Raw genomic sequence first — 23,006 nt, 5'->3', positions numbered from 1 at the left:
CGCTCGCCAAACGATGCTCCGCTGGGGGGCGATGAATCCCCCAGCGGAACCTGGGGGATTCATCGCCGAGTCTGCCGGTCAAGCCAAGTTGCACGCCACCGACGCGTGCTCCTGCCGTACGCCGAGCACCATCAGGCCTCTGACACAGAAGCCCCACTCCCACCAATCGCCATAGTTGCAGGCGTTTGTGACTCCGGAGCCGACGATGTAGCCCTGGTTCCGCAGGTAGGTCTGACACTGAGTGATCGTAGCCTGCGCAGGAGCCGCGGTCGCAACAGGCAAGACACCCGCAGCGGCGATCACAGTTGTGACGACCAGCGTCTTCCTCAATCTTGAACTCAACAATGCAAAGCCCCTCATCTCGGTAACCGAACCCGCGCATTAATCATTTGATTCACGCGGGCGGGGGGTCAACAAGAGGACGCAGAACGGCTTGATCACCTTCACTGTTGGCCAAACACGCCCGAAGGGGCGCCCCACCGGTCCGGTGGGGCGCCCCTTCGGCGTTCGTGCCTGCCGCTACGCGGACTTCTCGTGGCGGCCGTCGTTCTTGACGATCCTGGGGACCAGGGTCGGGTTCACGTTGTTGCGGACGACGTCCGCCGTGATGACGACGCGGGCCACGTCCTTGCGGGAGGGGACCTCGTACATCACCGACTGGAGGACCTCCTCCATGATGGCGCGCAGGCCGCGCGCGCCGGTGCCGCGGAGGATGGCCTGGTCGGCGATGGCCTCCAGGGCGGGGCGGTCGAAGTCCAGCTCCACGCCGTCGAGTTCGAAGAGGCGCTGGTACTGCTTCACCAGGGCGTTGCGCGGCTCGACGAGGATCTTGAGGAGGGCCTCGCGGTCCAGGTTGTGGACCGAGGTGATGACGGGGAGACGGCCGATGAACTCGGGGATCATCCCGAACTTCACCAGGTCCTCCGGCATGACCTCCTGGAACTGGTCGCTCGCCTCGATCTCGCGCTTGGAGCGGATGGTCGCCCCGAAGCCGATGCCCTTGGCGCCCGCGCGCGACTCGATGATCTTCTCCAGGCCGGCGAAGGCGCCGCCCACGATGAAGAGCACGTTCGTCGTGTCGATCTGGATGAACTCCTGGTGCGGGTGCTTCCGGCCGCCCTGCGGCGGGACGGAGGCCGTGGTGCCCTCCAGGATCTTCAGGAGGGCCTGCTGCACGCCCTCGCCGCTCACGTCGCGCGTGATCGACGGGTTTTCGCTCTTACGGGCGACCTTGTCGATCTCGTCGATGTAGATGATCCCGGTCTCGGCCTTCTTGACGTCGTAGTCGGCCGCCTGGATCAGCTTGAGCAGGATGTTCTCGACGTCCTCGCCGACATAGCCGGCCTCCGTCAGCGCGGTCGCGTCGGCGATGGCGAACGGGACGTTGAGCATCCGGGCCAGCGTCTGCGCGAGGAGCGTCTTGCCGGAGCCCGTGGGGCCCAGCAGCAGGATGTTGGACTTCGCCAGCTCGATGGCGTCGTCACGGCCCGCCCCGCCGCCGTTCTCGCCGGCCTGGACGCGCTTGTAGTGGTTGTACACCGCGACGGAGAGGGCCTTCTTCGCCGGCTCCTGGCCGACGACGTACCCCTCCAGGAACTCGTAGATCTCGCGGGGCTTGGGGAGTTCCTCCCAGCGCACCTCGCTCGTCTCCGCGAGTTCCTCTTCGATGATCTCGTTGCAGAGGTCGATGCACTCGTCGCAGATGTACACACCGGGTCCCGCGATGAGCTTCTTCACCTGCTTCTGGCTCTTTCCGCAGAACGAGCACTTGAGCAGATCGCCGCCATCACCGATGCGTGCCACGAGGTGCTTCCCCTTCGCCTGGGAGCGCCTGGTTCAGCGACTCCTGGTGCCTCATATTCGACGGTACCTTGCCGGGCCCCCCGTTCGGGCCCCCCTTGGCACGGTTCACATGGTCGCGATTCGGCCACGCGAGCCTGTGGAGACCGTGCCAGGGGAAGGTCGGGCGTCAGTGTGCCGCGGCGGCCGTGCTCTTGCGGGTCGAGACGATCTGGTCGACCAGGCCGTACGCGAGGGCGTCCTCGGCCGTGAGGATCTTGTCGCGCTCGATGTCCTCGCGGATCTTCTCGATCGGCGTGGTGGAGTGCTTGGCCAGCATGGTCTCCAGCTGGTCGCGCATCCGCAGGATCTCCCTGGCCGCGATCTCCAGGTCGGAGAGCTGCTCACGGCCGGTGCCGCCGGAGGGCTGGTGGATCAGCACACGGGCGTTCGGCAGGGCCATCCGCTTGCCGGGGGTGCCGGCGGCGAGGAGCACGGCCGCGGCGGAGGCCGCCTGGCCCATGCAGACCGTCTGGATGTCCGGCTTCACGAACTGCATCGTGTCGTAGATCGCCGTCAGCGCGGTGAAGGAGCCACCGGGGCTGTTGATGTAGATCGAGATGTCGCGGTCCGGGTCCATCGACTCCAGGCACAGCAGCTGCGCCATGACGTCGTTGGCGGAGGCGTCGTCGATCTGCACGCCGAGGAAGATGACGCGCTCCTCGAAGAGCTTCGCGTACGGGTCGTACTCGCGGATGCCCTGCGAGGTGCGCTCGACGAAGCGCGGGACGACGTAGCGGTTGTCCATCGGCGCGCCGGTGTACAGGCCGCTCGGGGAGAGGTTGTTCTGCATGTGGGTGTTCACCGTCCTGGTGGCGTTCGGCGGGGGGCTGGGGCTCTGGGGCTGGCTGCCGGCGCTCAGGCGCCCGTGCCGCCGCCGCCCGGAACACCCGCGGCGTGCGTGATGATGTCGTCGATGAGGCCGTAGTCCTTGGCCTCCTCCGCGGTGAACCAGCGGTCGCGGTCGCCGTCGCGGATGATCGCGTCGACGGTCTGGCCGGAGTGGTGCGCGGTGATCTCGGCCATGCGCTTCTTCGTGCGAAGGAGGTACTCGGCCTGGATCTTGATGTCGGAGGCGGTGCCGCCGATGCCGGCGGAGCCCTGGTGCATCAGGATGTCGGTGTTCGGCAGCGCGAAACGCTTGCCGGGGGTGCCGCCGGTGAGCAGGAACTGGCCCATCGACGCCGCCATGCCCATACCGATGGTGACGACGTCGTTCGGGATGTACTGCATGGTGTCGTAGACGGCCATGCCGGCCGTCACGGAGCCACCGGGGCTGTTGATGTACAGGTAGATGTCCTTCTCCGGGTCGGCGGCCAGGAGGAGCATCTGGGCGGTGATCTTGTTGGCGATCTCGTCGTCGACCTGCTGGCCGAGGAAGATGATGCGCTCGCCGAGCAGCCGGTTGTAGACATGGTCGCCGAGGCCACCACCGATGGACGGCTCACCCGCGGCGTAAGGCTTCAGATTCGTCACGTATCCACCTGCTCGTCTCCGACGGCCCCCAGGCCGTCTCAGCGTCTCGTTCAGAGGGCAGTGCCCCCGTATTCATGGACCCTAACGCGCAGGTGGGACAACGCCATCCCGGTTCCCGAACTGTTCGCTGGGAGCGCAAGGTAGTTGGGGGCGCATAAAAGGTCCGCGTACGTCCACGGGCCCGGCCGCACAGCAGTGCGGCCGGGCCCGTGGCGCGATACGGAGCGCGCGGGGCGGGGCCCCGGCGGTCGGCCTGGTGGGGCCTACTTCTCCTCGGCGACCTCGGCCTCGCCGGTGACGGCCTCGACCGTCTCGGCGGCGGCCTCGACCTCGTCCTCGTCGTCGGAGAGGTCCACGACCTCGCCGTTGGTGTCGACGACCTTGGCGGCCTCGACGACGACCGCGAGGGCCTTGCCGCGGGCGACCTCGCCGACCAGCATCGGCACCTGGCCGCCCTGGACGACGGCCTGGGCGAACTGGTCGGGGGACATGCCGGAGGAGGCGGCACGGCGGAACAGGTGCTCGGTGAGCTCGTCCTGCTCGACGTTCAGCTCCTCCTTGGAGACGAGCTCGTCGAGGAGGAACTGGGTCTTGATGCCCTTGACCGCCTGCTCCTTGGTCTCGGCCTCGAACTCCTCGACCGTCTTGCCCTGGAGCTCCAGGTACTTCTCCAGGCTCAGGCCCATCTGGCCGAGCTGGTGGTGCTCCAGGTTGTGCTTGCGGGTGTTGACCTCGTCCTCGAGGAGCTTCTCGGGGACGGGGATCTCCGCCAGCTCCAGGAACTTCTCCAGGACGCGCTCCTGGGCCTGGGTCGCCTGGTCGAACTGCTTCATGTTCTCGAGGCGCTTGCGGCTGTCGGCCTTGAGCTCGTCGAGGGTGTCGAACTCCGACGCCATCTGCGCGAACTCGTCGTCCAGCTCGGGGAGCTCACGGGCGGCGACGGCGGTGACCTTGACGGTGACCTCGGCGTCCTTGCCCGCGGCGGAGCCGCCCTTCAGCTGCGAGGTGAAGGTGGCCTCGCCGCCGGCCTCCAGGCCGGTGACGGCGGCGTCGATGCCGTCGAGCAGCTCGCCGGAGCCGATGGTGTACGAGACGCCGTCGGCGATACCGTCGGGCAGGACCTCGCCGTCGACCTGGGCGGTCAGGTCGAGGGTGACGACGTCGCCCTCGGCGGCGGCGCGCTCGACCGGGTTGGTGGAGGCGAAGCGCTCGCGGAGCTGCTCCACCGACTTCTCGATGTCCTCGTCGGTGACCTCGATGGCGTCGACCTCGACCTCGATGCCGGAGTAGTCCGGGATCTCGATGGCCGGGCGGATGTCGACCTCGGCGGTGAAGGACAGCAGCTCGCCGTCCTTCAGCTCCTTGATGTCGACCTCGGGCTGACCCAGCGGGTTGACCTCGGCCTCGTTCACGGCCTCGGTGTAGAACTTCGGAAGCGCGTCGTTGACGGCCTCCTCCAGCACGGCGCCACGGCCGAAGCGCTGGTCGATGACGCGCGCGGGGATCTTGCCCTTGCGGAAGCCCTTGACCGTGACCTGCTGGTTGATCTTCTTGTACGCCGCGTCGAGGCTGTCCTTGAGCTCCTCGAAGGGCACCTCGACAGTGAGCCGAACCCGGGTCGGGTTCAGGGTCTCCACGGCGCTCTTCACGGTTCGGTCTCCTTGTGGCTGATTCCTGGATTCCGGCGGAGCCGCGCGGGGCGGTTCCGGCCGATGGGCCCGGTCAGAAAGACACACGGGCACGCAGCTTGCATAGTAACCGCACGTGGGATCAGGCCCACAACGTGATCAAGAACCGTCGAGGTCGGGGACCGCGGCGGATCGTGAGGATCATGCTGGTCGGGGTGGCGGGATTTGAACCCACGGCCTTCCGCTCCCAAAGCGGACGCGCTACCAAGCTGCGCCACACCCCGTCGGTGCGACACGTAGGGTACATGCACGGAGACGCTGCGACGCCCCCTCTTTTCGCGGGTGTGCACGGACGGCTCCGGACCGGCTACGATGCTGTCCGTGCCGCGGCCTTCAGGCCTGTGGCGCGTCCTGTGCGGGCGTAGCTCAATGGTAGAGCCCTAGTCTTCCAAACTAGCTACGCGGGTTCGATTCCCGTCGCCCGCTCTGTGTACGGCTCCGGCCCGGTCCCTCGTCGAGGGACCGGGCCGGAGCCGTTCTGCGTCGGATCTCCGTCAGAACTTGATGGAGCCGACGGTCTGGGTTATCGAGTCCAGGAAGCGCTGGATGTCGTCGGCCATGCCCGTGGAGGCGAGGAAGAAGCCGAAGAGGACGGCGACCACGGCCGGCCCGCCCTTCAGGCTTCCGCCGCGGATCAGCACCACGAGGACTATCGCCAACAGCAACACCACAGACAGCGAAATGGCCACAACTGATCACACCCTCGGTCGGTCCCTGCCCAGCCCGGGGTATGCATCCGGACACCCCCGCGCCCCCATCGTGCCACCAACCCCTCTGCCCTCGGCGGGGGGTGACGAATCGTGGGACGCGCCACAGGGTCCGAAAGGTTCAGGCGGGGCGGGAGATGAGGAGGAGCGCGCGGTCGTCGTTGACGTCCTTGGCCACCGCCTCGATGAGGTGCCAGGCGACGCCCTCGAAGCCGCCGGAGACGCAGCGGTCGGCCTCTCCGGTGAGGCGGTCGATGCCTTCGGCGAGGTCGCGGTCGGCGGCTTCGACGAGGCCGTCGGTGAAGAGCATGAGGACGTCGCCGGGGTGCAGGGTGCCCTTGACCGGGTGGAACTCCGCGCCGTCGTAGACGCCGAGGAGGGGGCCCTCGCCGTCCTTCTCCTCCCAGCGGCCGGTGCCGGAGTGGAGCTGGAGCGCGGGCAGGTGGCCGGCGGAGAAGAGCTCGTAGTCGCCGGAGTCCAGGTCGAGGACGAGGTGGATGGAGGTGGCGAAGCCCTCGTCCCAGTTCTGCCGGAGCAGGTAGCCGTTGGCGGCGGGCAGGAAGCCGTGCGGCGGGAGCGAGCCGAGCAGGCCGCCGAAGGCGCCGGAGAGCAGCAGGGAGCGGGAGGCGGCGTCCATGCCCTTGCCGGAGACGTCGGTGAGGACGACCTCCAGGGTGCGGCCGCCGTGGGTGCGGGCGGCGACGACGAAGTCGCCCGAGAAGGACTGGCCGCCGGCCGGGCGGAGCGCCATCTCGCGGTGCCAGCCGCGGGGCAGCCGGGGCAGCGCGCTCTGCACGCGGAGCCGTTCGCGCAGGTCGAAGAGCATGGTGCCGCCGCGCCGCCAGGGCACTCCGACCCGGGCCCGGAACTGGGCGATGAGCAGGCCGAAGAGCCCGCAGGCGGCGACCACCAGGACGATTCCGGGGGTGACGCGGGCGGGTCCCTCGCCGTACGGGCCGAGGATCGCGGACTCGACGATCAGGCCGCCGGCGGCCGCCGCGTACAGGCCGAGAAGGCTGGCGGGCCGCAGCAGCAGGCCACCGGCCACGATCGGCAGGACGAGGGCGGCGGGCGAGCACCAGACCGGGTCGACGACGGTGCCGCAGACGATGGCGGGGACGGTGAGGAGGAGACCGGCGAGGGCGAGCCGGTCGGAGGCGCCGCCGCGGAAGTAGTCGACGCCGGTCCGGCGCAGCGCGACGCGGGCCCGGTGGGCGCGTCTGCGCAACCGGGCCGCGAACGTGTTCACTCCGTGGTGGGCCATTGGCCTGGACCCTATCCACCCAGGCTGTGTCCGTGCAGGGGTACCCCGGTGACAAGGTGCCTGAAATCGGGTCGCCTCGGGCGCGGGGCGCTGATATCGATGGCATATGACGACTGAACTGCGGGTTCTCGACCCGTCGGAGTGGGATGGCTGGTTCGCGGCGCTGGAGCTCGCTTTCGGTGGCGTGCCGGAGGAGCCGGAGGAGCGGGCGCTGTGGCGGGACCTGACCGAGTGCGGGCGGTCGCTGGCGGTCTGGGACGGCGGGCGGGCGGTGGCGACGGCGGGGGCGTTCTCGTTCCGGCTGACCGTTCCGGGCGGGTCCTCGGTGCCGGCCGCCGGCGTCACGATGGTGAGCGTGGCCGGAACGCATCGCCGGCGGGGCATCCTGACGTCGATGATGCGACGGCAGCTCGACGACGTGCGGGCGCTGGGTGAGCCGCTGGCGGTGCTGACCGCCTCGGAGCCGGTGATCTACGGGCGGTTCGGCTACGGGGCGGCGAGCTGGTCGCAGCGGGCGGTGATCGACACGGCGCGGGTGCGTCTCGACGTGCCGGCGGGGGCCGACGCGGTGGCGCTGCGGGCGGTGCCGGCGGCGGATTCCTCGGCGGCGACGGAGGCGGTGTACGCGCGGATGGTGCCGCGCCGGCCCGGGATGGTGGCGCGGGCGCCCGGCTGGGAGCGGCTGCCGCTGCTGGACCCGCCGGGCGCCCGCAACGGCGCCTCGCCGAAGCAGTGCGTGCTGGCCGAGCGGGACGGGGAGGTCGTCGGGTACGCCTACTACACGATCAAGCCGGAGTGGAGCTGGGCCGGTGCGGACGGCTCGGTGAACGCGCAGGAGGTGATGGCGCTCGACGGTGCCGCGGAGGCGGCGCTGTGGCGGTTCCTCTGCTCGGTGGACCTGACGGCGAAGGTGCGGGTGGACAGTTCGCCGGTGGACGCGGCCTGGCAGCATCTGGTCTCGGACGTGCGGCGGTGCGAACCGGTGGTGCGGGAGGCGCTGTTCGTCCGGCCGGTGGAGGTGGGGGCGGCTCTGGAGGCGCGGACGTACCGGGCGCCGGTGGACGTGGTGTTCGAGGTCGAGGACGTGTTCTGTCCGTGGAACGCGGGGCGGTGGCGGCTCTCCGGGGACGCGAAGGGCGCGGTGTGCTCACGGACGTCCGAGGCGGCCGATCTGGCCTTGTCCGTACGGGAGTTGGGTGCGGCGTACCTGGGCGGCACGTCCCTCGCGGCGCTGGCCGGGGCGGGGCGGGTCACGGAGCTGCGGGAGGGCGCGCTGGCGGAGGCGTCGCTCGCGTTCGGGTCCGAGGTCGCGCCCTGGCTGCCGCACGGGTTCTGACGGACGCGGTCCCGCCCCCTCCCTACGGCGCGACCGCCTTGCGGAGGGTGCGCAGGCAGAGCGTCAGGGCCTGGTGGTGGGTGGCGCCTTCGCGGGCCCGCTGCCAGGCGACGTAGAGGAGGGACCAGAGGACCTGGACGATCCACGGCGCGTCCTGGTCCCGGTCGAAGGCGCCCTCGGCCTGGCCGCGTTCGACGAGTCGGGTCATGGCGCGGTCGGCCTCGGTGTCCTCCTCCCAGCCCTCCCAGTTCCAGGTGGCCGCCAGCGATTCGTCGAAGACGAGGGTGAGGGATTCGCCGAGTCCGAAGAGTTCCTGGCACAGCCGCTCCAGGGCGGCCGGCGCGGGGCCGTCGTCCGGCCGGGCGCGTTCCGTGGCGGCGGCGACCTTGTCGAGGACGTCCGCGCCGAGGGCGCGCAGCAGGTCGGAGCGTTCGGGGAAGTAGCGGTGCACCGTCGTGCGGCCGACCTCCGCCGCCGCGGCGACGTCGGAGAGGGAGGCCGCCGGGTTCTTGGACAGCACGGTGGCGGCGGCGTCGAGGATGGCGCGCCTGGTGCGGCCGCGCGCGCCGCTCTCCCGCTTGGCGTCGGTGCTCACGGCGGTGTCCATGGCCATACCGTAGCGCGGCTCCGGAGGGAAACGAGATTGACCACAATGGAACAGTGGTGTTCCATTGATGAGCATGAACGCTCCGGAGAGTCTGCGTGTCCTCTGGTCCTACGCCCGGCCCCACAGGAGGTCGCTCGCGGGCGGGCTGGCGCTGGCGCTGGCCGCCTCCGCGCTGGGCCTCGCCACACCCATGGTGACCAAGTGGGTGCTGGACGCGCTCGGCGAGGGCGCCTCGCTGCGCGGGCCGGTGCTGGCGCTGCTGGGGCTCCTGGTCCTGGGCGCGGTCCTCTACTGCGTCCAGTGGATCCTCCTCGGCACGCTCGGTGAGCGCGTGGTGCTGGAGGCGCGGGACCGGATGGTGCGGCGGCTGTTCCACGCCACGGTCCCGGCGGTCACCAGGCGTCCGCCGGGCGAGCTGGTCTCACGGGCCGTCTCCGACACGGTGCTGCTGCGGGAGGCGGCGTCGTCCAGCGTCATCGGGCTGATCAACGGCGTCGTGATGCTCGTCGGCACCCTGGTCCTGATGAGCGTGCTGGATCTGGTGCTGTTCGGCACCACGGTCGCCGCGGTGCTGGTCGTGGTCGTGCTGTTCGCCGCCCTGATGCCGAAGATCGCCAAGGCGCAGGAGCGGGCCCAGGAGCACGTCGGGCGGGTCGGCGGCACGCTGGAGGGCGCGCTGCGCGCGATCCGCACGGTCAAGGCCGGCGGCGCCGAGGACCGGCAGGCCGAGCGGATCGCCGTCGACGCGCGGACCTCCGCCCGGTACGGCATCCGGTCGGTGCGGCTGGAGGCCGCGGTGTGGACGATCGCCTGGACCGGGATCCAGCTCGCGGTGATCCTCGTCCTCGGCGTCGGGGCGTGGCGGATCGGCGAGGGCCACCTGGAGGTCTCCAGCCTGATCGCCTTCCTGCTGTACGCGTTCGGGCTGATGGAGCCGATCACCGAGCTGTCGCAGAACCTCACCGCGCTCCAGTCCGGCATCGCCGCGGCCGAGCGGATCAGGGCGGTGGAGGAACTGCCGCTGGAGGAGGACGCGCCGGGCCGGGCCGGGGGAGACGCCCGGAGCGGACCGGGGCGGTCGGCGTACGGTCCGCACGGGCCGCGCGCGGACCGCGACGCGCCGGTGCTGGAGCTGCGCGGTGTCACGGCGGCGTACGGACCCGGTCAGGAGCCGGCCGTACGGGACCTGAGCCTGGCGGTGCCGCGGCGCGGTCACGTGGCGATCGTCGGACCGTCCGGAGCGGGCAAGACGACGGTGCTCTCGCTGCTGCTGCGGTTCCTGGAGCCCCAGCGGGGCGAACTGCTGCTGGACGGCGTGCCGTTCGCCGAGCACGGGCACGCGGCGGTACGGAGCCGGCTGGCGTACGTGGAGCAGGACACGCCCGTGGTGCCCGGCACCGTCCGGGACAACCTGCTCTTCTCGCGGCCCGACGCCGGCGAGGACGAGCTGGCCCGGGTCCTGGCCGACGTGCGGCTCACGGAGAAGGTGGCCTCGATGGACGAGGGGCTGGACACCGAGCTGTCCACGGCCGCCGTCTCCGGCGGTGAGCGCCAGCGGATCGCCCTCGCGCGGGCGCTGCTGCGCCGGCCGGACGTGCTGTTGCTGGACGAGGCGACGGCGCAGCTCGACGCGCTCACCGAGGCGGCGGTGCACGACTGCGTCCGGCGCCGGGCGGCCGAGGGCGCGGTGGTCACGATCGCCCACCGGCTCTCCACGGTGGTCGACGCGGACGTGATCGTGGTGATGGAGAACGGCCGGATCCGGGCGCGCGGGACCCACGCGGAGCTCCTGGCGGACGACGGGCTGTACCGCGATCTGGTGGAGGCGCTGCGGATGGCGGACGTGACGGTGGGCTGAGCGGTGCCGCCCGGCGCGGGCGGGCGGGGCGCGGGCGCGTCAGCGCCGCTGACAGGTGGGGCACCAGAAGAGGTTCCTGGCGGCCAGGTCGGCGGTGCGGATCTCGGTGCCGCAGAGGTGGCAGGGCAGGTGCGCGCGGCGGTAGACGTAGACCTCGCCGCCGTGGTCGTCGACGCGGGGCGGGCGGTTCATCGCCTCGGGGGTGTGCTCGGGGCGGACCGTGTCGATGCGGTTGAGCCGGACGCCTTCCCGCATGAGGGCCCTCAGGTCGTCCCAGATCGCGGTCCACTCCCCCGCCGTGAGGTCCCTGCCGGCGCGGTACGGGTCGATGCCGTGGCGGAAGAGGACCTCGGCCCGGTAGACGTTGCCGACGCCGGAGATGACCTTCTGGTCCATCAGCAGGGCGGCGATCGTCGTGCGGGACTTCGAGACGCGGCGCCAGGCGGCCTCGGGGCCGTCGGCGGCGCGGAGGGGGTCCGGGCCGAGGCGGGCGTGTATCGCCCGCTTCTCCGCGTCGGTGAGGAGCGCGCAGGTGGTGGGGCCCCGGAGGTCGACGTACGACTCGGGGTTCGTGAGGCGCAGCCTGACCGTGTCGGTCGGCGGGGGCGCGGGGGCGTCGCCGAAGGCGACCTTGCCGAAGAGGCCCAGGTGGATGTGGATCCACTCGTCGCGGGGGAAGCCGAGGAAGAGGTGCTTGCCGTGCGCCTCGGTGGTCTCCAGGGTGGCGCCGTCGAGGAGGGCGGCGGAGTCGGAGAACTTGCCCTGGGGGCTGGAGACGCGCACGGGCCGGCCGCCGAACCGCTCGCGGTGGTCGGCGGCCAGCCGGTGGATGGTGTGCCCTTCGGGCATCAGGCGGTGGGCTCCTGCGGGTGGTGGGCCGGGATCGGGGGGAGCTCGCCGGTGGTCTCGTACGCGCTCAGCATCTCGATGCGGCGGGTGTGGCGCTCGTCGCCGGAGTACGGGGTGGCGAGGAAGATCTCGACGAACTTGGTCGCCTCCTCCTCGCTGTGCATGCGGGCGCCGACGGCGACGACGTTGGCGTTGTTGTGCTCGCGGCCGAGGGCGGCGGTCTGCTCGCTCCAGGCGAGGGCGGCACGGACGCCCTCGACCTTGTTGGCGGCGATCTGCTCGCCGTTGCCGGAACCGCCGATGACGATGCCGAGGCTGCCCGCGTCGGCGGCCGTCCGCTCGGCGGCGCGGAGGCAGAACGGCGGGTAGTCGTCGAGGGCGTCGTAGATGTGGGGGCCGCAGTCGACGGGCTCGTGGCCGTGGGCGGTGAGCCACTCCACGAGGTGGTTCTTGAGTTCGTAGCCGGCGTGGTCGGAACCGAGGTAGACGCGCATGGCTTTGAGTGTGGCACGGCCGGGACGGGGCAGGCGTCAGCGGGGTCGGGACCTTGGTCCCGACGGGTCATGGACCTCCGCCCCTGGCTGGTCCGGACCTTTTCACCTGTACGTGGCTCGAATCACGATCCGGAATTAGCTCTTCCGTACCGGCCCGTCGCCAGGTTTCATATCTCAGGCTCGTGACCCGAGCCACCCCCGGATTCGAAGGAAGCGTTCATGAACACGCAGCCGACCCTCGTCAAGGAAGGCAGCGGCACCGGTGACCCCGGTCGGACTCCGCCCTCCGACGGCCTCAAGGCGGGGCTCAAGAACCGCCATCTGTCGATGATCGCGATCGGCGGCGTCATCGGCGCCGGCCTCTTCGTCGGTTCCGGCGGCGGCATCGCCAAGGCGGGCCCCGCGATCCTGATCTCGTACGCCCTCGTCGGCGCGATGGTCGTCTTCGTGATGCGGATGCTCGGCGAGATGGCCGCGGCCCGCCCGAACTCCGGCTCCTTCTCCGCCTACGCCGACCAGGCGCTCGGCCGCTGGGCCGGTTTCTCCATCGGCTGGCTCTACTGGTTCTTCTGGGTCGTCGTGCTGGCCGTGGAGGCCACCGCCGGCGCGGTGATCCTGGAGAACTGGATGCCGGCCGTCCCGCAGTGGGCCTGGGCGCTGATCGTGACGGCGCTCCTCACGGTCACCAACCTGGGCTCGGTCGCCTCCTACGGCGAGTTCGAGTTCTGGTTCGCCGGCATCAAGGTGGTGGCGATCGGCGCCTTCGTCGTGATCGGCCTGCTGGCCGTCTTCGGCGTGCTGCCGGGCTCCGACAACCCGGGGGCGGGCTTCGCGCACCTGACCGACACCGGGGGCTTCTTCCCCAACGGCTACGGCGCGGTGCTGACCGGTGTGCTGATGGTCGTCTTCTCCTTCATGGGCAGCGAGATCGTCACGCTGGCGGCCGGCGAGTCCGAGGACCCGCGCCGCGCGGTGACCAAGGCGACCAACTCCGTGATCTGGCGGATCGGCGTCTTCTACCTGGGCTCCATCTTCGTGGTGCTGACCCTGCTGCCGTGGAACGACAAGTCGATCACCGAGAAGGGCTCGTACGTCGCCGCCCTGGACTCGATCGGCATCGCGAACGCGGGCACGATCATGGAGGTCATCGTCCTGACCGCCGTGCTGTCCTGCCTGAACTCGGGCCTGTACACCGCGTCCCGGATGGCCTTCTCGCTCGGTGAGCGCGGGGACGCCCCGAAGTCCTTCGCCAAGGTCAACGCCAAGGGCGTGCCGGCCGTCGCGATCCTGAGCTCGGTGGTCTTCGGCTTCGTCGCCGTCTACTTCAACTACGCGTTCAAGGACACGGTCTTCAACTTCCTGCTGAACTCCTCGGGCGCGATCGCGCTCTTCGTGTGGCTGGTGATCTGCTTCACCCAGCTGCGGATGCGCGGGATCCTGCTCCGCGAGTCGCCGGAGAAGCTGACCGTCAAGATGTGGCTGTTCCCGTACCTGACCTGGGCCACCGCCGGCCTGATCATGTTCGTGATCGGCTACATGTTCTTCGACGACGCCAACCGCGAGATCGTGCTCCTGTCCACCCTGGTCGCGGCGCTCGTGGTCGCGGTGGGCCTGGTCAAGGAGCGGATGAAGCGCCGGAAGCCGACCGCCTCGGTCTAGCTCCCGCCGGGCACCGCCCGCACGCCGTACGCCGGAGCCCGGCCCGCCCCTCTCGGGCGGGCCGGGCTCCGGCGTGTGCGGCGGACGGTCAGCCCTTGCGGCCGGCGAGCTTCCAGGCGGCCGGGAGGGCGCCCATGGCGAGCGCGGCCTTGAGCGCGTCGCCGATGAGGAAGGGGGTCAGGCCGGCGGCGACCGCCTGGCCGAGGCTCATGCCGGTGGCGAGGGCCAGGTAGGGCACGCCGACCGCGTAGATGATCGCGGAGCCGAGGACCATGGTGCCGGCGGTGCGCAGGACCGAGCGGTCGGCGCCGCGGCGGGCGAGGGCGCCGACGACGGTGGCGGCGAGCAGCATGCCGAGGATGTAGCCGAAGGACGGCATGGTGTAGCCCGAGGAGCCCTGGGCGAACCACGGGACGCCCGCCATGCCCACGACGGCGTAGAGGGCCAGGGAGAGGAAGCCGCGGCGGGCGCCGAGGGCGGTGCCGACGAGCAGGGCGGCGAAGGTCTGGCCGGAGACCGGGACCGGGGAGCCGGGGACCGGGAGGGAGATCTGCGCGGCCAGGCCGGTCAGGGCGGCGCCGCCGACGACGAGCGCGACGTCGCGGACGCGGCTCGACGGCAGGAGGTCGGCGAGGACGGTGCCCGCACGGAGGGTGCTGACGGGGGCGGCGGCGGTGCTACTCATCGGTACTCCGCGAGGGTGAGGAGGTCGGGACAGCTTGACGGTATGCCAGGAGTGAACGCCCGATCACCGTCAGCCGCCGACAAAGCCGATGGCCGGGGTTTCATGCGGTTCCGACAAAGGAGGGTGGCGGCGCCGGGCGCCACGTGACGCTTGTCACTGGGGAGTCGGCACGTGTCGCCCCTTTTGCGTCCTGGGCCGCTCAGCGGAGAGACTGTGGGGTCTCCATAAAGTGTCTGTGTACGTGCCCCTCCTTCCAGAGCGCGAGTCCCCCACCATGCGCGACGACGCACCGCCCACCTCCCTCGCCGAACCCGAGCCCCTCTCCCACGGCCTGAAGCAGCGTCATCTGACGATGCTCGGGCTCGGCGGGGTCATCGGCGCCGGCCTCTTCGTCGGTTCGGGCGCGGGCATCGCCGTCGCCGGGCCCGGCATCGTGCTCTCGTACCTGATCGCGGGCACGCTCGCGATGCTGGTGATGCGGATGCTGGGCGAGATGTCGGCGGCCATGCCGGCCTCCGGCGCCTTCTCGGTGCACGCGGAGCGGGCGCTGGGCCGCTGGGCCGGGTTCTCGGTGGGCTGGCTGTACTGGTTCCTGCTGGTCGTCGTCCTCGCGGTGGAGGCGACGGGCGCGGCGCGGATCGCGCACGGCTGGGTGCCGGGGGTCCCGCAGTGGGGCTGGGTGCTGCTCTTCATGGTGGTCTTCACCCTCGCCAACCTGGCGGCGGTGAAGAACTTCGGCGAGTTCGAGTTCTGGTTCGCCGCGCTGAAGGTCGGTGCGATCGTCCTCTTCCTGGTCCTCGGCACGCTGGCGATCGCCGGCTGGCTGCCGGACACCGATCCGGTGGGCCTCGCGAACCTGACCGGGCAGGGCGGCTTCCTGCCCAACGGCTGGTCCGGGGTGGTCTCCGGGGTGCTCGCGGTGGTCTTCGCCTTCGGCGGTCTGGAGGTCGTCACCATCGCGGCGGCCGAGTCGGAGGACCCGGCGCGGAACGTGGCACGGGCGGTGCGCAGCGCCGTGTGGCGGATCCTGCTCTTCTACGTGGGCTCGATGCTGGTGATCGTCACCCTGCTGCCGTGGACGTCGATGGTGCCGGGCGAGTCGCCGTACGTGGCGGTGCTCGACGCGATCGGGGTGCCGGGCGCGGGCCAGATCATGAACGTGGTGGTCTTCGTGGCGCTGCTGTCGGCGCTCAACGCCAATCTGTACGGCTCCTCGCGGATGGTCTTCTCGCTGGCGGAGCGGGGCGAGGCGCCGCGGGGCCTGCTGAAGGTGTCGGGCGGAGGGGTGCCGCGACGGGCGGTGCTCGCCTCGGTGGCCTTCGGGTTCGTCTCGGTGCTGCTCAATCTGAAGTGGCCGGACTCCGTCTTCCTCTACATGCTCAACGCGGTCGGCGCGGTGCTGCTCTTCGTGTGGGCGCTGATCGCGGTGTCGCAGCTGCGGCTGCGGCCGCGGATCGAGCGGGAGGCCCCGGAGACCCTGACGCTGCGGATGTGGGGGTTCCCGTGGCTGACGTGGACGGCGCTGGCGGCGATGGGCGCGGTGCTGGTGCTCATGCTCACCGACGACGGGGCACGGCCGCAGGTGCTGTGGTCGGCGGGTGCGACGGCGGCCGTCCTGGGGGTGGCGTGGCTGCGGGAGCTGCGCGCGTCACGGGGGGCCTCGCGGGCGGCGTCCGGGGAAGACCGCACGTCCACGACGAAACGGAATTGAATCTTCACCTTGTGTGAAGGTGGTGACCGTATAGCGGACACCCGTTCCCTCTGAGCGGTGCGGGCGCCCAGACTGTGGGCTTCCCTCCCCCGTCTCAGCCTATGAACAGGGTTGCCCATGTCTCGGACCACCGCGCCCGCGCAGGCCGACCGCCAGGACGGCGGCGCCGCGCCCGCCGAGGGCCTCTCCCACGGCCTCAAGCAGCGCCACCTGTCGATGATCGCCCTCGGCGGCGTCATCGGCGCCGGCCTCTTCGTCGGCTCCGGTGCCGGCATCGCCGCCGCCGGCCCCTCGATCGTCGTCGCCTACGCGATCTCCGGCGTGCTCGTCATGCTGGTGATGCGGATGCTCGGCGAGATGTCGGCGGCGAACCCGGCCTCCGGCTCCTTCTCCGTCCACGCCGAGCGCGCCTTCGGCCCCTGGGCCGGCTTCACCGCCGGCTGGGCCTTCTGGTTCCTGCTCTGCGTGGCCGTCGGCCTGGAGGGCATCGGCGCCGCCAACATCATGACCGGCTGGTTCCCGGGCACCCCCGAGTGGGCCTGGGTGGCGCTCTTCATGCTGGTCTTCTGCGGCACCAACCTCGCCGCGGTGAAGAACTTCGGCGAGTTCGAGTTCTGGTTCGCCGCGCTGAAGGTCGGCGCGATCGTCCTCTTCCTCGGCATCGGCGTGCTCGCCATCACCGGCCTGCTGCCCGGCTCGGACGCCCCCGGCGCCGCCAACCTGACCGGTGACGGCGGCTTCTTCCCGCACGGCTCCGAGGGCCTGATCGTCGGCCTCCTCGCCTCCGTCTTCGCGTACGGCGGTCTGGAGACGGTCACCATCGCGGCGGCCGAGTCCGAGCACCCGGTGCAGGGCGTCGCCAAGGCGGTCCGCACGGCGATGTGGCGCATCGCGCTCTTCTACATCGGCTCGATGGCGGTCATCGTCACCCTCGTCCCCTGGGACGACAAGGCGGTCGTCGAGAAGGGCCCGTACGTCGCCACCCTCGACCACCTGGGCATCCCGGCGGCCGGCCAGATCATGAACGTGGTCGTCCTGGTCGCCCTGCTCTCGGCGATGAACGCCAACATCTACGGCGCCTCCCGCATGGCCCGCTCGCTGGTCGCCCGCGGCCAGGGCCCCAAGGCGCTCGGCCGCACCTCCGGCGGGGTGCCGCGCGCGGCGGTGCTGGCCTCGTCGGTCGTCGGCTTCGGCTGCGTCCTGCTCAGCTACTGGTCGCCGGACAAGGCGTTCATCTGGCTGCTCAACACGATCGGCGCGATCATCCTCGTCGTCTGGTTCTTCATCGCCGCCTCGCAGCTGGTGCTGCGCCGCCGCACCGAGCGCGAGGCGCCCGAGAAGCTGGTCGTGCGCATGTGGGCGTTCCCGGTGCTGACCTGGGTGGCGCTGGCCGGCATGGCGGCCATCTTCTTCCTGATGGCCCGCGAGGAGGGCACCCGGGTGCAGCTGTACGCGACGGGCACGCTGACGCTGGTCCTCGCGGCGGTCGGTCTCGGCCTCCAGAAGGCGCGCGGGGCGGCGGCCGAGAAGGTCTGACCCGCCCCCGCACCCCCGTCACGACGCCCCGCCGGGCCCCGCCCGGCGGGGCGTCCGCGTGTCCGGGGTCAGATCCCGCAGTAGGGGGCCGTGCGGACGTGTCCGCCCAGGTTCTCGTCGTCGGTGCCGAGCAGCGCGTCGCCGCCGGGCAGGCACTCGACGGCCTCGACCTTGCGGCCGGGGAAGGTGCCGAGCGGGACCGGGCGGGCGACGAGGGACACCCGTACCCGGCCGGCGGCGGTCAGCACGACCTGCCCGGCGTCGGTCACGGCGGAGTCGAAGGGGCCGTCGTCGCCCGCGTCCGAGGCCGAGCTCACCAGGATCCGGCCGGAGTCGGTGACGGTGATGTCGGAGATGTGGCGGGCTCCCGCGTCCGCGGGGTGCGGGGCGGTGAAGGCGCGCCGGGTGACGGCGCCGAACCGCGGCTCGCCCCACGCGGCGAGGGTCAGCGGGGCGGAGTAGAGGGTGGCGGGCCGGTCCGGGCCCGCGCCGCGGTCGGCCCAGAGGGCGGCGAGCCGCCCGTCGCGGGCGACGAGCGCGAAGCCCTCGAAGTCGTCGCCGTCGCCGATCGAGGGCAGCGGGGTGTACTCGACGACGGTGGCGGTGGCGCCCTCGGCCTTCAGGCGGTAGACGATGCCGCGCGCGGCGAGCGCGAGGTACTCCCCCGGCCTGCCGGGGATCGCCTCGATCGCCTCCAGGTCGACGGGCTCGGCCCCCTCCCAGTCCAGCGGGGTGACGGTGACGGGGTCCGTGCCGTACGCGAGCCGGGAGAGCCGCGGCTGTCCGGGGCGCTTGTCGTCGTGGACGACGAGGGCGGTGCCGGCGTCCTCGTGGGCGAGGCCGCTGACGCCGCCGCGGGCGCCGGAGCCGGCCTCCCGCCAGGGGGCGGCGGCCTGCGCGGAGCCGGCGAGCAGGGCGGCGAGGACGGCGGCGGAGGCGAGTCTCAGGGGGAGCTTCATGCCCCGCACGCTATGGATCTTGAACGGGCCGTGGACAGGACCCGATACGCCGATCGGCGGAGCGCGCGGAAGCAGACAGGGGGGCCGACGGGCCTAGGTCGAAGGGCTGATCAACAACATGTGCACGTGCTGTTAGCCTGCACTTGCATATAGGTTGCAATAACCAGTCAGTCGAAGGGCTCGGCACACATGGCGATCTACACACTTCCGGAGCTGCCGTACGACTACGCGGCGCTGGAGCCGGTGATCAACCCGCAGATCATCGAGCTGCACCACGACAAGCACCACGCCGCTTACGTCAAGGGCGCGAACGACACCCTGGAGCAGCTGGAGGAGGCCCGCGACAAGGAGCAGTGGGGCTCCATCAACGGCCTGGAGAAGAACCTGGCCTTCCACCTCTCCGGCCACATCCTCCACTCCATCTACTGGAACAACATGGCCAGCCCGAAGGCCGGCGACGGCGGCGGCGAGCCGCTCGCGGCCGACGGCGTGGGCGAGCTGGCGGACGCGATCACCGAGTCCTTCGGATCCTTCGCCAAGTTCAAGTCCCAGCTGACCAAGGCCTCGGCGACCACGCAGGGCTCCGGCTGGGGCGTCCTCGCCTACGAGCCGATCAGCGGCCGCCTCATCGTCGAGCAGGTCTACGACCACCAGGGCAACGTCGGTCAGGGCTCCATCCCGGTCCTCGTCTTCGACGCCTGGGAGCACGCCTTCTACCTGCAGTACAAGAACCAGAAGGTCGACTTCATCGACGCCATGTGGCAGGTCGTCAACTGGCAGGACGTGAACAAGCGCTACCAGGCCGCCAAGGCCAGCGTGCCGCTCATCTCGTTCTGACCGTCCGGCCGCCCCGTCCGGCGGCCCCCCGCTCGTCCTGCTCGTGATCGTCTTCTCAACCTTCACTCGCAGGCGGATGAAAGAAGAACCCCCGCGATGACGTGAATCGCGGGGGTTCTTCCATGTTCCGGGGACTACTCGAAGCTGGGCGCCGCCGTCCGGGTGCGCTTGATCTCGTAGAAGCCCGGGGTGGCGGCGACGAGGAGCGTGCCGTCCCACAGCCGGGCCGCGGCGTCGCCGCGCGGGGTGGGGGTGACGACCGGGCCGAAGAAGGCGACCTCGTCGCCGTCCGGGCCGGGGACCGCGATCACCGGGGTGCCGACGTCCTGGCCGACCTTGTCGATGCCCTCCGCGTGGGAGGCGCGCAGCTCGGCGTCGTAGGTGTCCTTGCCGGCGTAGTCCGCCAGGTCCTCCGGGAGGCCGACGTCCCGCAGGGCGCCGGTGATGGCCTCGCGGGTGGGGCCCTCGCCGTCGTTGTGGAAGCGGGTGCCGAGCGCCGTGTAGAGCTTGCCGACGACCTCGTCGCCGTGCAGCTGCTGGGCCGCTATGACGACGCGGACCGGGCCCCACGCCTTGGTCTCCAGCATCTCGCGGTACTCGGCGGGGAGCTCGTCCAGCCGGTTCTCGTTGAGGACGGCGAGGCTCATCACCTTCCAGCGCACGTCCACGGGGCGGACCTTCTCCACCTCCAGCATCCATCGGGAGGTCATCCAGGCCCAGGGGCACAGCGGGTCGAAGAAGAACTCGGCGGTGGTCCTGCTCTCGGACATGTCACTCCTCGGATGCGGACGTGCGGTACGGATGTGCCGACCTGTCGCAACACCACGCGTCCGTGTCGGCATTCCCGTGCGCCCGGTGAAAGGAGCGCATGGGAGGATCGGTGCTGTTTCGAACACGCCACGAAGGAGTGACCGTGCCCGGTGAGAACCTGTCCCGCGACGAGGCCCACGAGCGGGCGGCCCTGCTGTCCGTCGACGGCTACGAGGTCGCCCTCGACCTGCGCTCCGCGGTCGGCGAGTCCACGGAGGCGGTACGCACCTTCCGCTCGGTGACGACGATCCGCTTCCGCCGCACCGGCGAGGGAGACGCGACCTTCGCGGATCTCGTCGCGCCGTCGGTGACCTCCGTCACCCTCAACGGGCGGGCGCTCGACCCCGCGGTCGTCTTCGACGGCACCCGGATCGCCCTGGACGGGCTGGCCGACGAGAACGTGCTGGTCGTCGACGCGCGGTGCGCGTACAGCCGCACCGGCGAGGGCATGCACCGCTTCGTCGACCCCGAGGACGGCGAGGTGTACCTGTACACCCAGTACGAGCCGGCCGACGCCCGCCGGGTCTACGCCAACTTCGAGCAGCCCGACCTCAAGGCCCCGTACCGCTTCGAGGTCACCGCGCCCGACGGCTGGAACGTGTGGAGCAACGGCGCGGGCGAGCGCGACGCCGAGGGGGTGTGGCGGTTCGCCGAGACGGCGCCGATCTCCACGTACATCACCTGCGTGGTGGCCGGGCCGTACCACTACGTCACCGACACCTACCGGCGCGGCGACATCGAGATCCCGCTCGGCGCGATGTGCCGCAAGGGGCTCGCGAAGCACTTCGACGCGGACGACGTCTTCCTCGTCACCAAGCAGGGCTTCGACTTCTTCCACGACACCTTCGACTACCCGTACCCCTTCGGCAAGTACGACCAGGCCTTCGTGCCCGAGTACAACCTCGGCGCCATGGAGAACCCCGGCATGGTCACCTTCATGGAGGAGTACATCTACCGGGGCAAGGTCACGCGGGCGGCGTACGAGCGGCGCTCGAACACGATCCTGCACGAGATGGCCCACATGTGGTTCGGCGACCTCGTCACCATGGTCTGGTGGGACGACCTGTGGCTCAAGGAGTCCTTCGCCGACTTCATGGGCTCCTTCTCGCTCGCCGAGGCCACCCGCTTCACCGACAGCTGGGTCACCTTCGCCAACAACCGCAAGGCCTGGGCCTACCGCGCCGACCAGCTGCCGTCCACCCACCCGGTCACGGCCGACATCCGTGACCTGGAGGCCGCCAAGCTCAACTTCGACGGCATCACCTACGCCAAGGGCGCCTCGGTCCTCAAGCAGCTCGTCGCCTACGTGGGCCGGGACGCCTTCCTGGAGGGCGCCCGCCGCTACTTCAAGCGCCACGCGTTCGGCAACACCCGCCTCGCCGACCTGCTCGCCGTCCTGGAGGAGACCTCCGGCCGGGACATGAGGAACTGGTCGAAGTCCTGGCTGCAGACCTCCGGCGTCAATGTGCTCGCCCCCGAGCTCACCTACGACGCCGAGGGCCGGATCACCGAGCTCGCCGTCCTCCAGGAGGGCGACGAGCTGCGCCCGCACCGCGTCGCGGTCGGCCTCTACCGGCTGACCGACGGCGAACTCGTCCGGTACGCGCGCGTGGAGGCCGATGTCGCCGGGGTCCGGACCGTCGTCGGGGAACTGGCCGGAAGCGAGCGGCCGGCGCTCGTGCTCGTCAACGACGACGACCTCACCTACTGCAAGGTCCGTTTCGACGAGGGCTCGCTGGACACCCTCCGCGAGCACCTCGGCGACATCACCGATCCGCTGGCGCGCGCCCTGTGCTGGTCGGCGCTGTGGAACCTGACCCGGGACGGGCTGATGCCGGCCCGCGACTTCGTCGCCGCCGTGCTCGCCTTCGCGGGCCGCGAGACCGACATCGGCGTCCTCCAGATGGTGCACACCTGGGCGCGGACCGCCGTCACCCACTACACCTCCCCGGCGTGGCGCGCCGAGGGCGGCCGGCTGCTCGCCGAGGGCGGGCTGCGTGAGCTGCGGCTCGCCGAGCCGGGCAGCGAGCACCAGCTGACCTGGGCCCGCTTCTTCGCCGCGACCGCCTCCTCGGACGCCGACCTCCAGCTCCTGGAGGGGCTGCTCGCCGGCACGGCCCGGATCGACGGCCTGGACGTCGACCAGGAGCTGCGCTGGGCGCTGCTCTCGGCGCTCGCCGAGCAGGGGCGGGCCGACGAGAAGCGGATCGGCGAGGAGCTCGCCCGGGACGACACCGCGAGCGGCAAGCGCCACCAGGTGCGCCTCCTCGCCGCGCGCCCGTCGGCCGCGGTCAAGGCGCAGGCGTGGGCGCAGGTCGTCGAGTCGGACACGCTGTCGAACGCGCTGGCCGGCGCGGTGATCGCCGGGTTCGCGCAGCCTTCGCAGCGCGAGCTGACCGCCCCGTACGCGGAGAAGTACTTCGCGGCGATCGAGCGGATCTGGGCCGAGCGGTCGATCCAGATCGGCATGGACGTGGTGCGGGGTCTCTATCCGGCGCTCCAGGACCGTCCGGAGACGCTGGCGGCGACCGACGCCTGGCTGGCGGAGCACGCGGAGGCGGCTCCGGCGCTGCGCCGGCTCGTCCTGGAGGCCCGCGACGACCTGGCCCGCGCGCTGCGGGCCCAGGAGTGCGACGCGCTGGAGGACTGACCGGCGGTCGGGAGGGGCCCGCGGGCGCGGGCCCCTCCCGA

At 71.1% G+C, this 23,006-nt stretch carries 19 protein-coding genes and 2 tRNA genes; 8 read left to right on the top strand and 13 right to left on the bottom strand.

What is annotated here, in order from left to right; translation table 11 throughout:
• Nucleotides 1-519: 519 nt before the first annotated feature.
• The 5 genes from clpX to ACFYT9_RS01590 all read right to left on the bottom strand — a co-directional run bounded on the left by clpX (nucleotide 520) and on the right by ACFYT9_RS01590 (nucleotide 5,227).
• A complete protein-coding gene (clpX, locus tag ACFYT9_RS01610; RefSeq protein ID WP_360309418.1) occupies nucleotides 520-1,803 on the bottom strand; it encodes an ATP-dependent Clp protease ATP-binding subunit ClpX in 1,284 nt (427 codons plus the stop codon).
• 166 nt (nucleotides 1,804-1,969) lie between these two features.
• Entirely contained in the window at nucleotides 1,970-2,632 is a 663-nt protein-coding gene (locus tag ACFYT9_RS01605) for an ATP-dependent Clp protease proteolytic subunit (protein WP_376605531.1), read from the bottom strand.
• Nucleotides 2,633-2,697: 65 nt separating this feature from the next.
• Nucleotides 2,698-3,315, bottom strand: coding sequence for an ATP-dependent Clp protease proteolytic subunit (locus ACFYT9_RS01600; protein WP_376605529.1), 618 nt, complete (start codon nucleotides 3,313-3,315; stop codon nucleotides 2,698-2,700).
• A gap of 263 nt (nucleotides 3,316-3,578) precedes the next feature.
• Nucleotides 3,579-4,964 carry a trigger factor gene (gene tig, locus ACFYT9_RS01595; protein ID WP_376602098.1) on the bottom strand — a complete coding sequence of 462 codons (1,386 nt, stop codon included), beginning with the start codon at nucleotides 4,962-4,964 and terminating at the stop codon, nucleotides 3,579-3,581.
• Between the two features lie 186 nt (nucleotides 4,965-5,150).
• Nucleotides 5,151-5,227 (bottom strand) — tRNA-Pro (locus tag ACFYT9_RS01590).
• 131 nt (nucleotides 5,228-5,358) lie between these two features.
• Between ACFYT9_RS01590 and ACFYT9_RS01585 the strand changes: the two genes are divergently transcribed.
• Nucleotides 5,359-5,429, top strand: a tRNA-Gly gene (locus ACFYT9_RS01585).
• 68 nt (nucleotides 5,430-5,497) lie between these two features.
• Here ACFYT9_RS01585 and ACFYT9_RS01580 read toward each other — a convergent pair.
• The gene (locus tag ACFYT9_RS01580) at nucleotides 5,498-5,692 is read right to left on the bottom strand and encodes a hypothetical protein (RefSeq protein ID WP_362006602.1); all 195 of its coding nucleotides are present in this window, start codon (nucleotides 5,690-5,692) and stop codon (nucleotides 5,498-5,500) included.
• A 139-nt stretch (nucleotides 5,693-5,831) separates the two neighbouring features.
• Nucleotides 5,832-6,974: a PP2C family protein-serine/threonine phosphatase gene (locus tag ACFYT9_RS01575; protein ID WP_376602099.1), complete on the bottom strand. Its 1,143-nt coding sequence runs from the start codon at nucleotides 6,972-6,974 to the stop codon at nucleotides 5,832-5,834.
• A 106-nt stretch (nucleotides 6,975-7,080) separates the two neighbouring features.
• Between ACFYT9_RS01575 and ACFYT9_RS01570 the strand changes: the two genes are divergently transcribed.
• Entirely contained in the window at nucleotides 7,081-8,310 is a 1,230-nt protein-coding gene (locus ACFYT9_RS01570; protein WP_389160229.1) for a GNAT family N-acetyltransferase, read from the top strand.
• Nucleotides 8,311-8,332: 22 nt separating this feature from the next.
• Here the strand turns inward: ACFYT9_RS01570 and ACFYT9_RS01565 are convergent, their stop codons facing one another.
• Nucleotides 8,333-8,917 (bottom strand): TetR/AcrR family transcriptional regulator, encoded by a 585-nt coding sequence (locus ACFYT9_RS01565; protein WP_376602101.1) that lies wholly within the window; start codon nucleotides 8,915-8,917, stop codon nucleotides 8,333-8,335.
• A 73-nt stretch (nucleotides 8,918-8,990) separates the two neighbouring features.
• Here ACFYT9_RS01565 and ACFYT9_RS01560 point away from each other — a divergent pair, with 73 nt between their 5' ends.
• Nucleotides 8,991-10,775, top strand: a complete 1,785-nt coding sequence (locus ACFYT9_RS01560) for an ABC transporter ATP-binding protein (RefSeq protein WP_389160227.1) — start codon at nucleotides 8,991-8,993, stop codon at nucleotides 10,773-10,775.
• A gap of 39 nt (nucleotides 10,776-10,814) precedes the next feature.
• On the opposite strand, the gene ACFYT9_RS01555 is transcribed toward ACFYT9_RS01560, so the two are convergent.
• Both ACFYT9_RS01555 and ACFYT9_RS01550 read right to left on the bottom strand, forming a co-directional pair.
• Entirely contained in the window at nucleotides 10,815-11,624 is an 810-nt protein-coding gene (locus ACFYT9_RS01555) for an Fpg/Nei family DNA glycosylase (RefSeq protein WP_389160225.1), read from the bottom strand.
• Nucleotides 11,624-12,118, bottom strand: a complete 495-nt coding sequence (locus tag ACFYT9_RS01550; RefSeq protein ID WP_376602104.1) for a ribose-5-phosphate isomerase — start codon at nucleotides 12,116-12,118, stop codon at nucleotides 11,624-11,626. The genes ACFYT9_RS01555 and ACFYT9_RS01550 overlap by 1 nt, the downstream gene beginning before the upstream one ends.
• A 219-nt stretch (nucleotides 12,119-12,337) precedes the next feature.
• Here ACFYT9_RS01550 and ACFYT9_RS01545 point away from each other — a divergent pair, with 219 nt between their 5' ends.
• Nucleotides 12,338-13,777 (top strand): amino acid permease, encoded by a 1,440-nt coding sequence (locus tag ACFYT9_RS01545; RefSeq protein ID WP_389160223.1) that lies wholly within the window; start codon nucleotides 12,338-12,340, stop codon nucleotides 13,775-13,777.
• Nucleotides 13,778-13,865: 88 nt separating this feature from the next.
• Here ACFYT9_RS01545 and ACFYT9_RS01540 read toward each other — a convergent pair whose 3' ends face one another.
• Nucleotides 13,866-14,462 (bottom strand): biotin transporter BioY, encoded by a 597-nt coding sequence (locus ACFYT9_RS01540; protein WP_376605100.1) that lies wholly within the window; start codon nucleotides 14,460-14,462, stop codon nucleotides 13,866-13,868.
• Between the two features lie 274 nt (nucleotides 14,463-14,736).
• Here ACFYT9_RS01540 and ACFYT9_RS01535 point away from each other — a divergent pair, with 274 nt between their 5' ends.
• A complete protein-coding gene (locus ACFYT9_RS01535) occupies nucleotides 14,737-16,173 on the top strand; it encodes an amino acid permease (RefSeq protein WP_387272054.1) in 1,437 nt (478 codons plus the stop codon).
• Nucleotides 16,174-16,290: 117 nt separating this feature from the next.
• A complete protein-coding gene (locus ACFYT9_RS01530; protein WP_389160221.1) occupies nucleotides 16,291-17,709 on the top strand; it encodes an amino acid permease in 1,419 nt (472 codons plus the stop codon).
• 68 nt (nucleotides 17,710-17,777) lie between these two features.
• Here ACFYT9_RS01530 and ACFYT9_RS01525 read toward each other — a convergent pair whose 3' ends face one another.
• The gene (locus tag ACFYT9_RS01525; RefSeq protein ID WP_389160219.1) at nucleotides 17,778-18,668 is read right to left on the bottom strand and encodes an esterase-like activity of phytase family protein; all 891 of its coding nucleotides are present in this window, start codon (nucleotides 18,666-18,668) and stop codon (nucleotides 17,778-17,780) included.
• A gap of 189 nt (nucleotides 18,669-18,857) precedes the next feature.
• On the opposite strand from ACFYT9_RS01525, the gene ACFYT9_RS01520 reads away from it, so the two are divergent.
• Entirely contained in the window at nucleotides 18,858-19,505 is a 648-nt protein-coding gene (locus ACFYT9_RS01520) for a superoxide dismutase (RefSeq protein ID WP_376604135.1), read from the top strand.
• A 134-nt stretch (nucleotides 19,506-19,639) separates the two neighbouring features.
• Here the strand turns inward: ACFYT9_RS01520 and ACFYT9_RS01515 are convergent, their stop codons facing one another.
• The gene (locus ACFYT9_RS01515; protein ID WP_387272046.1) at nucleotides 19,640-20,275 is read right to left on the bottom strand and encodes a DsbA family protein; all 636 of its coding nucleotides are present in this window, start codon (nucleotides 20,273-20,275) and stop codon (nucleotides 19,640-19,642) included.
• Nucleotides 20,276-20,418: 143 nt separating this feature from the next.
• Between ACFYT9_RS01515 and pepN the strand changes: the two genes are divergently transcribed.
• Nucleotides 20,419-22,965: an aminopeptidase N gene (pepN, locus tag ACFYT9_RS01510; protein ID WP_389160217.1), complete on the top strand. Its 2,547-nt coding sequence runs from the start codon at nucleotides 20,419-20,421 to the stop codon at nucleotides 22,963-22,965.
• Nucleotides 22,966-23,006: the final 41 nt, after the last annotated feature.

Source organism: Streptomyces sp. NPDC004435 (assembly GCF_042873895.1).
Classification (GTDB): domain Bacteria; phylum Actinomycetota; class Actinomycetes; order Streptomycetales; family Streptomycetaceae; genus Streptomyces.
This window is presented reverse-complemented; position numbering and strand designations above follow the sequence as displayed.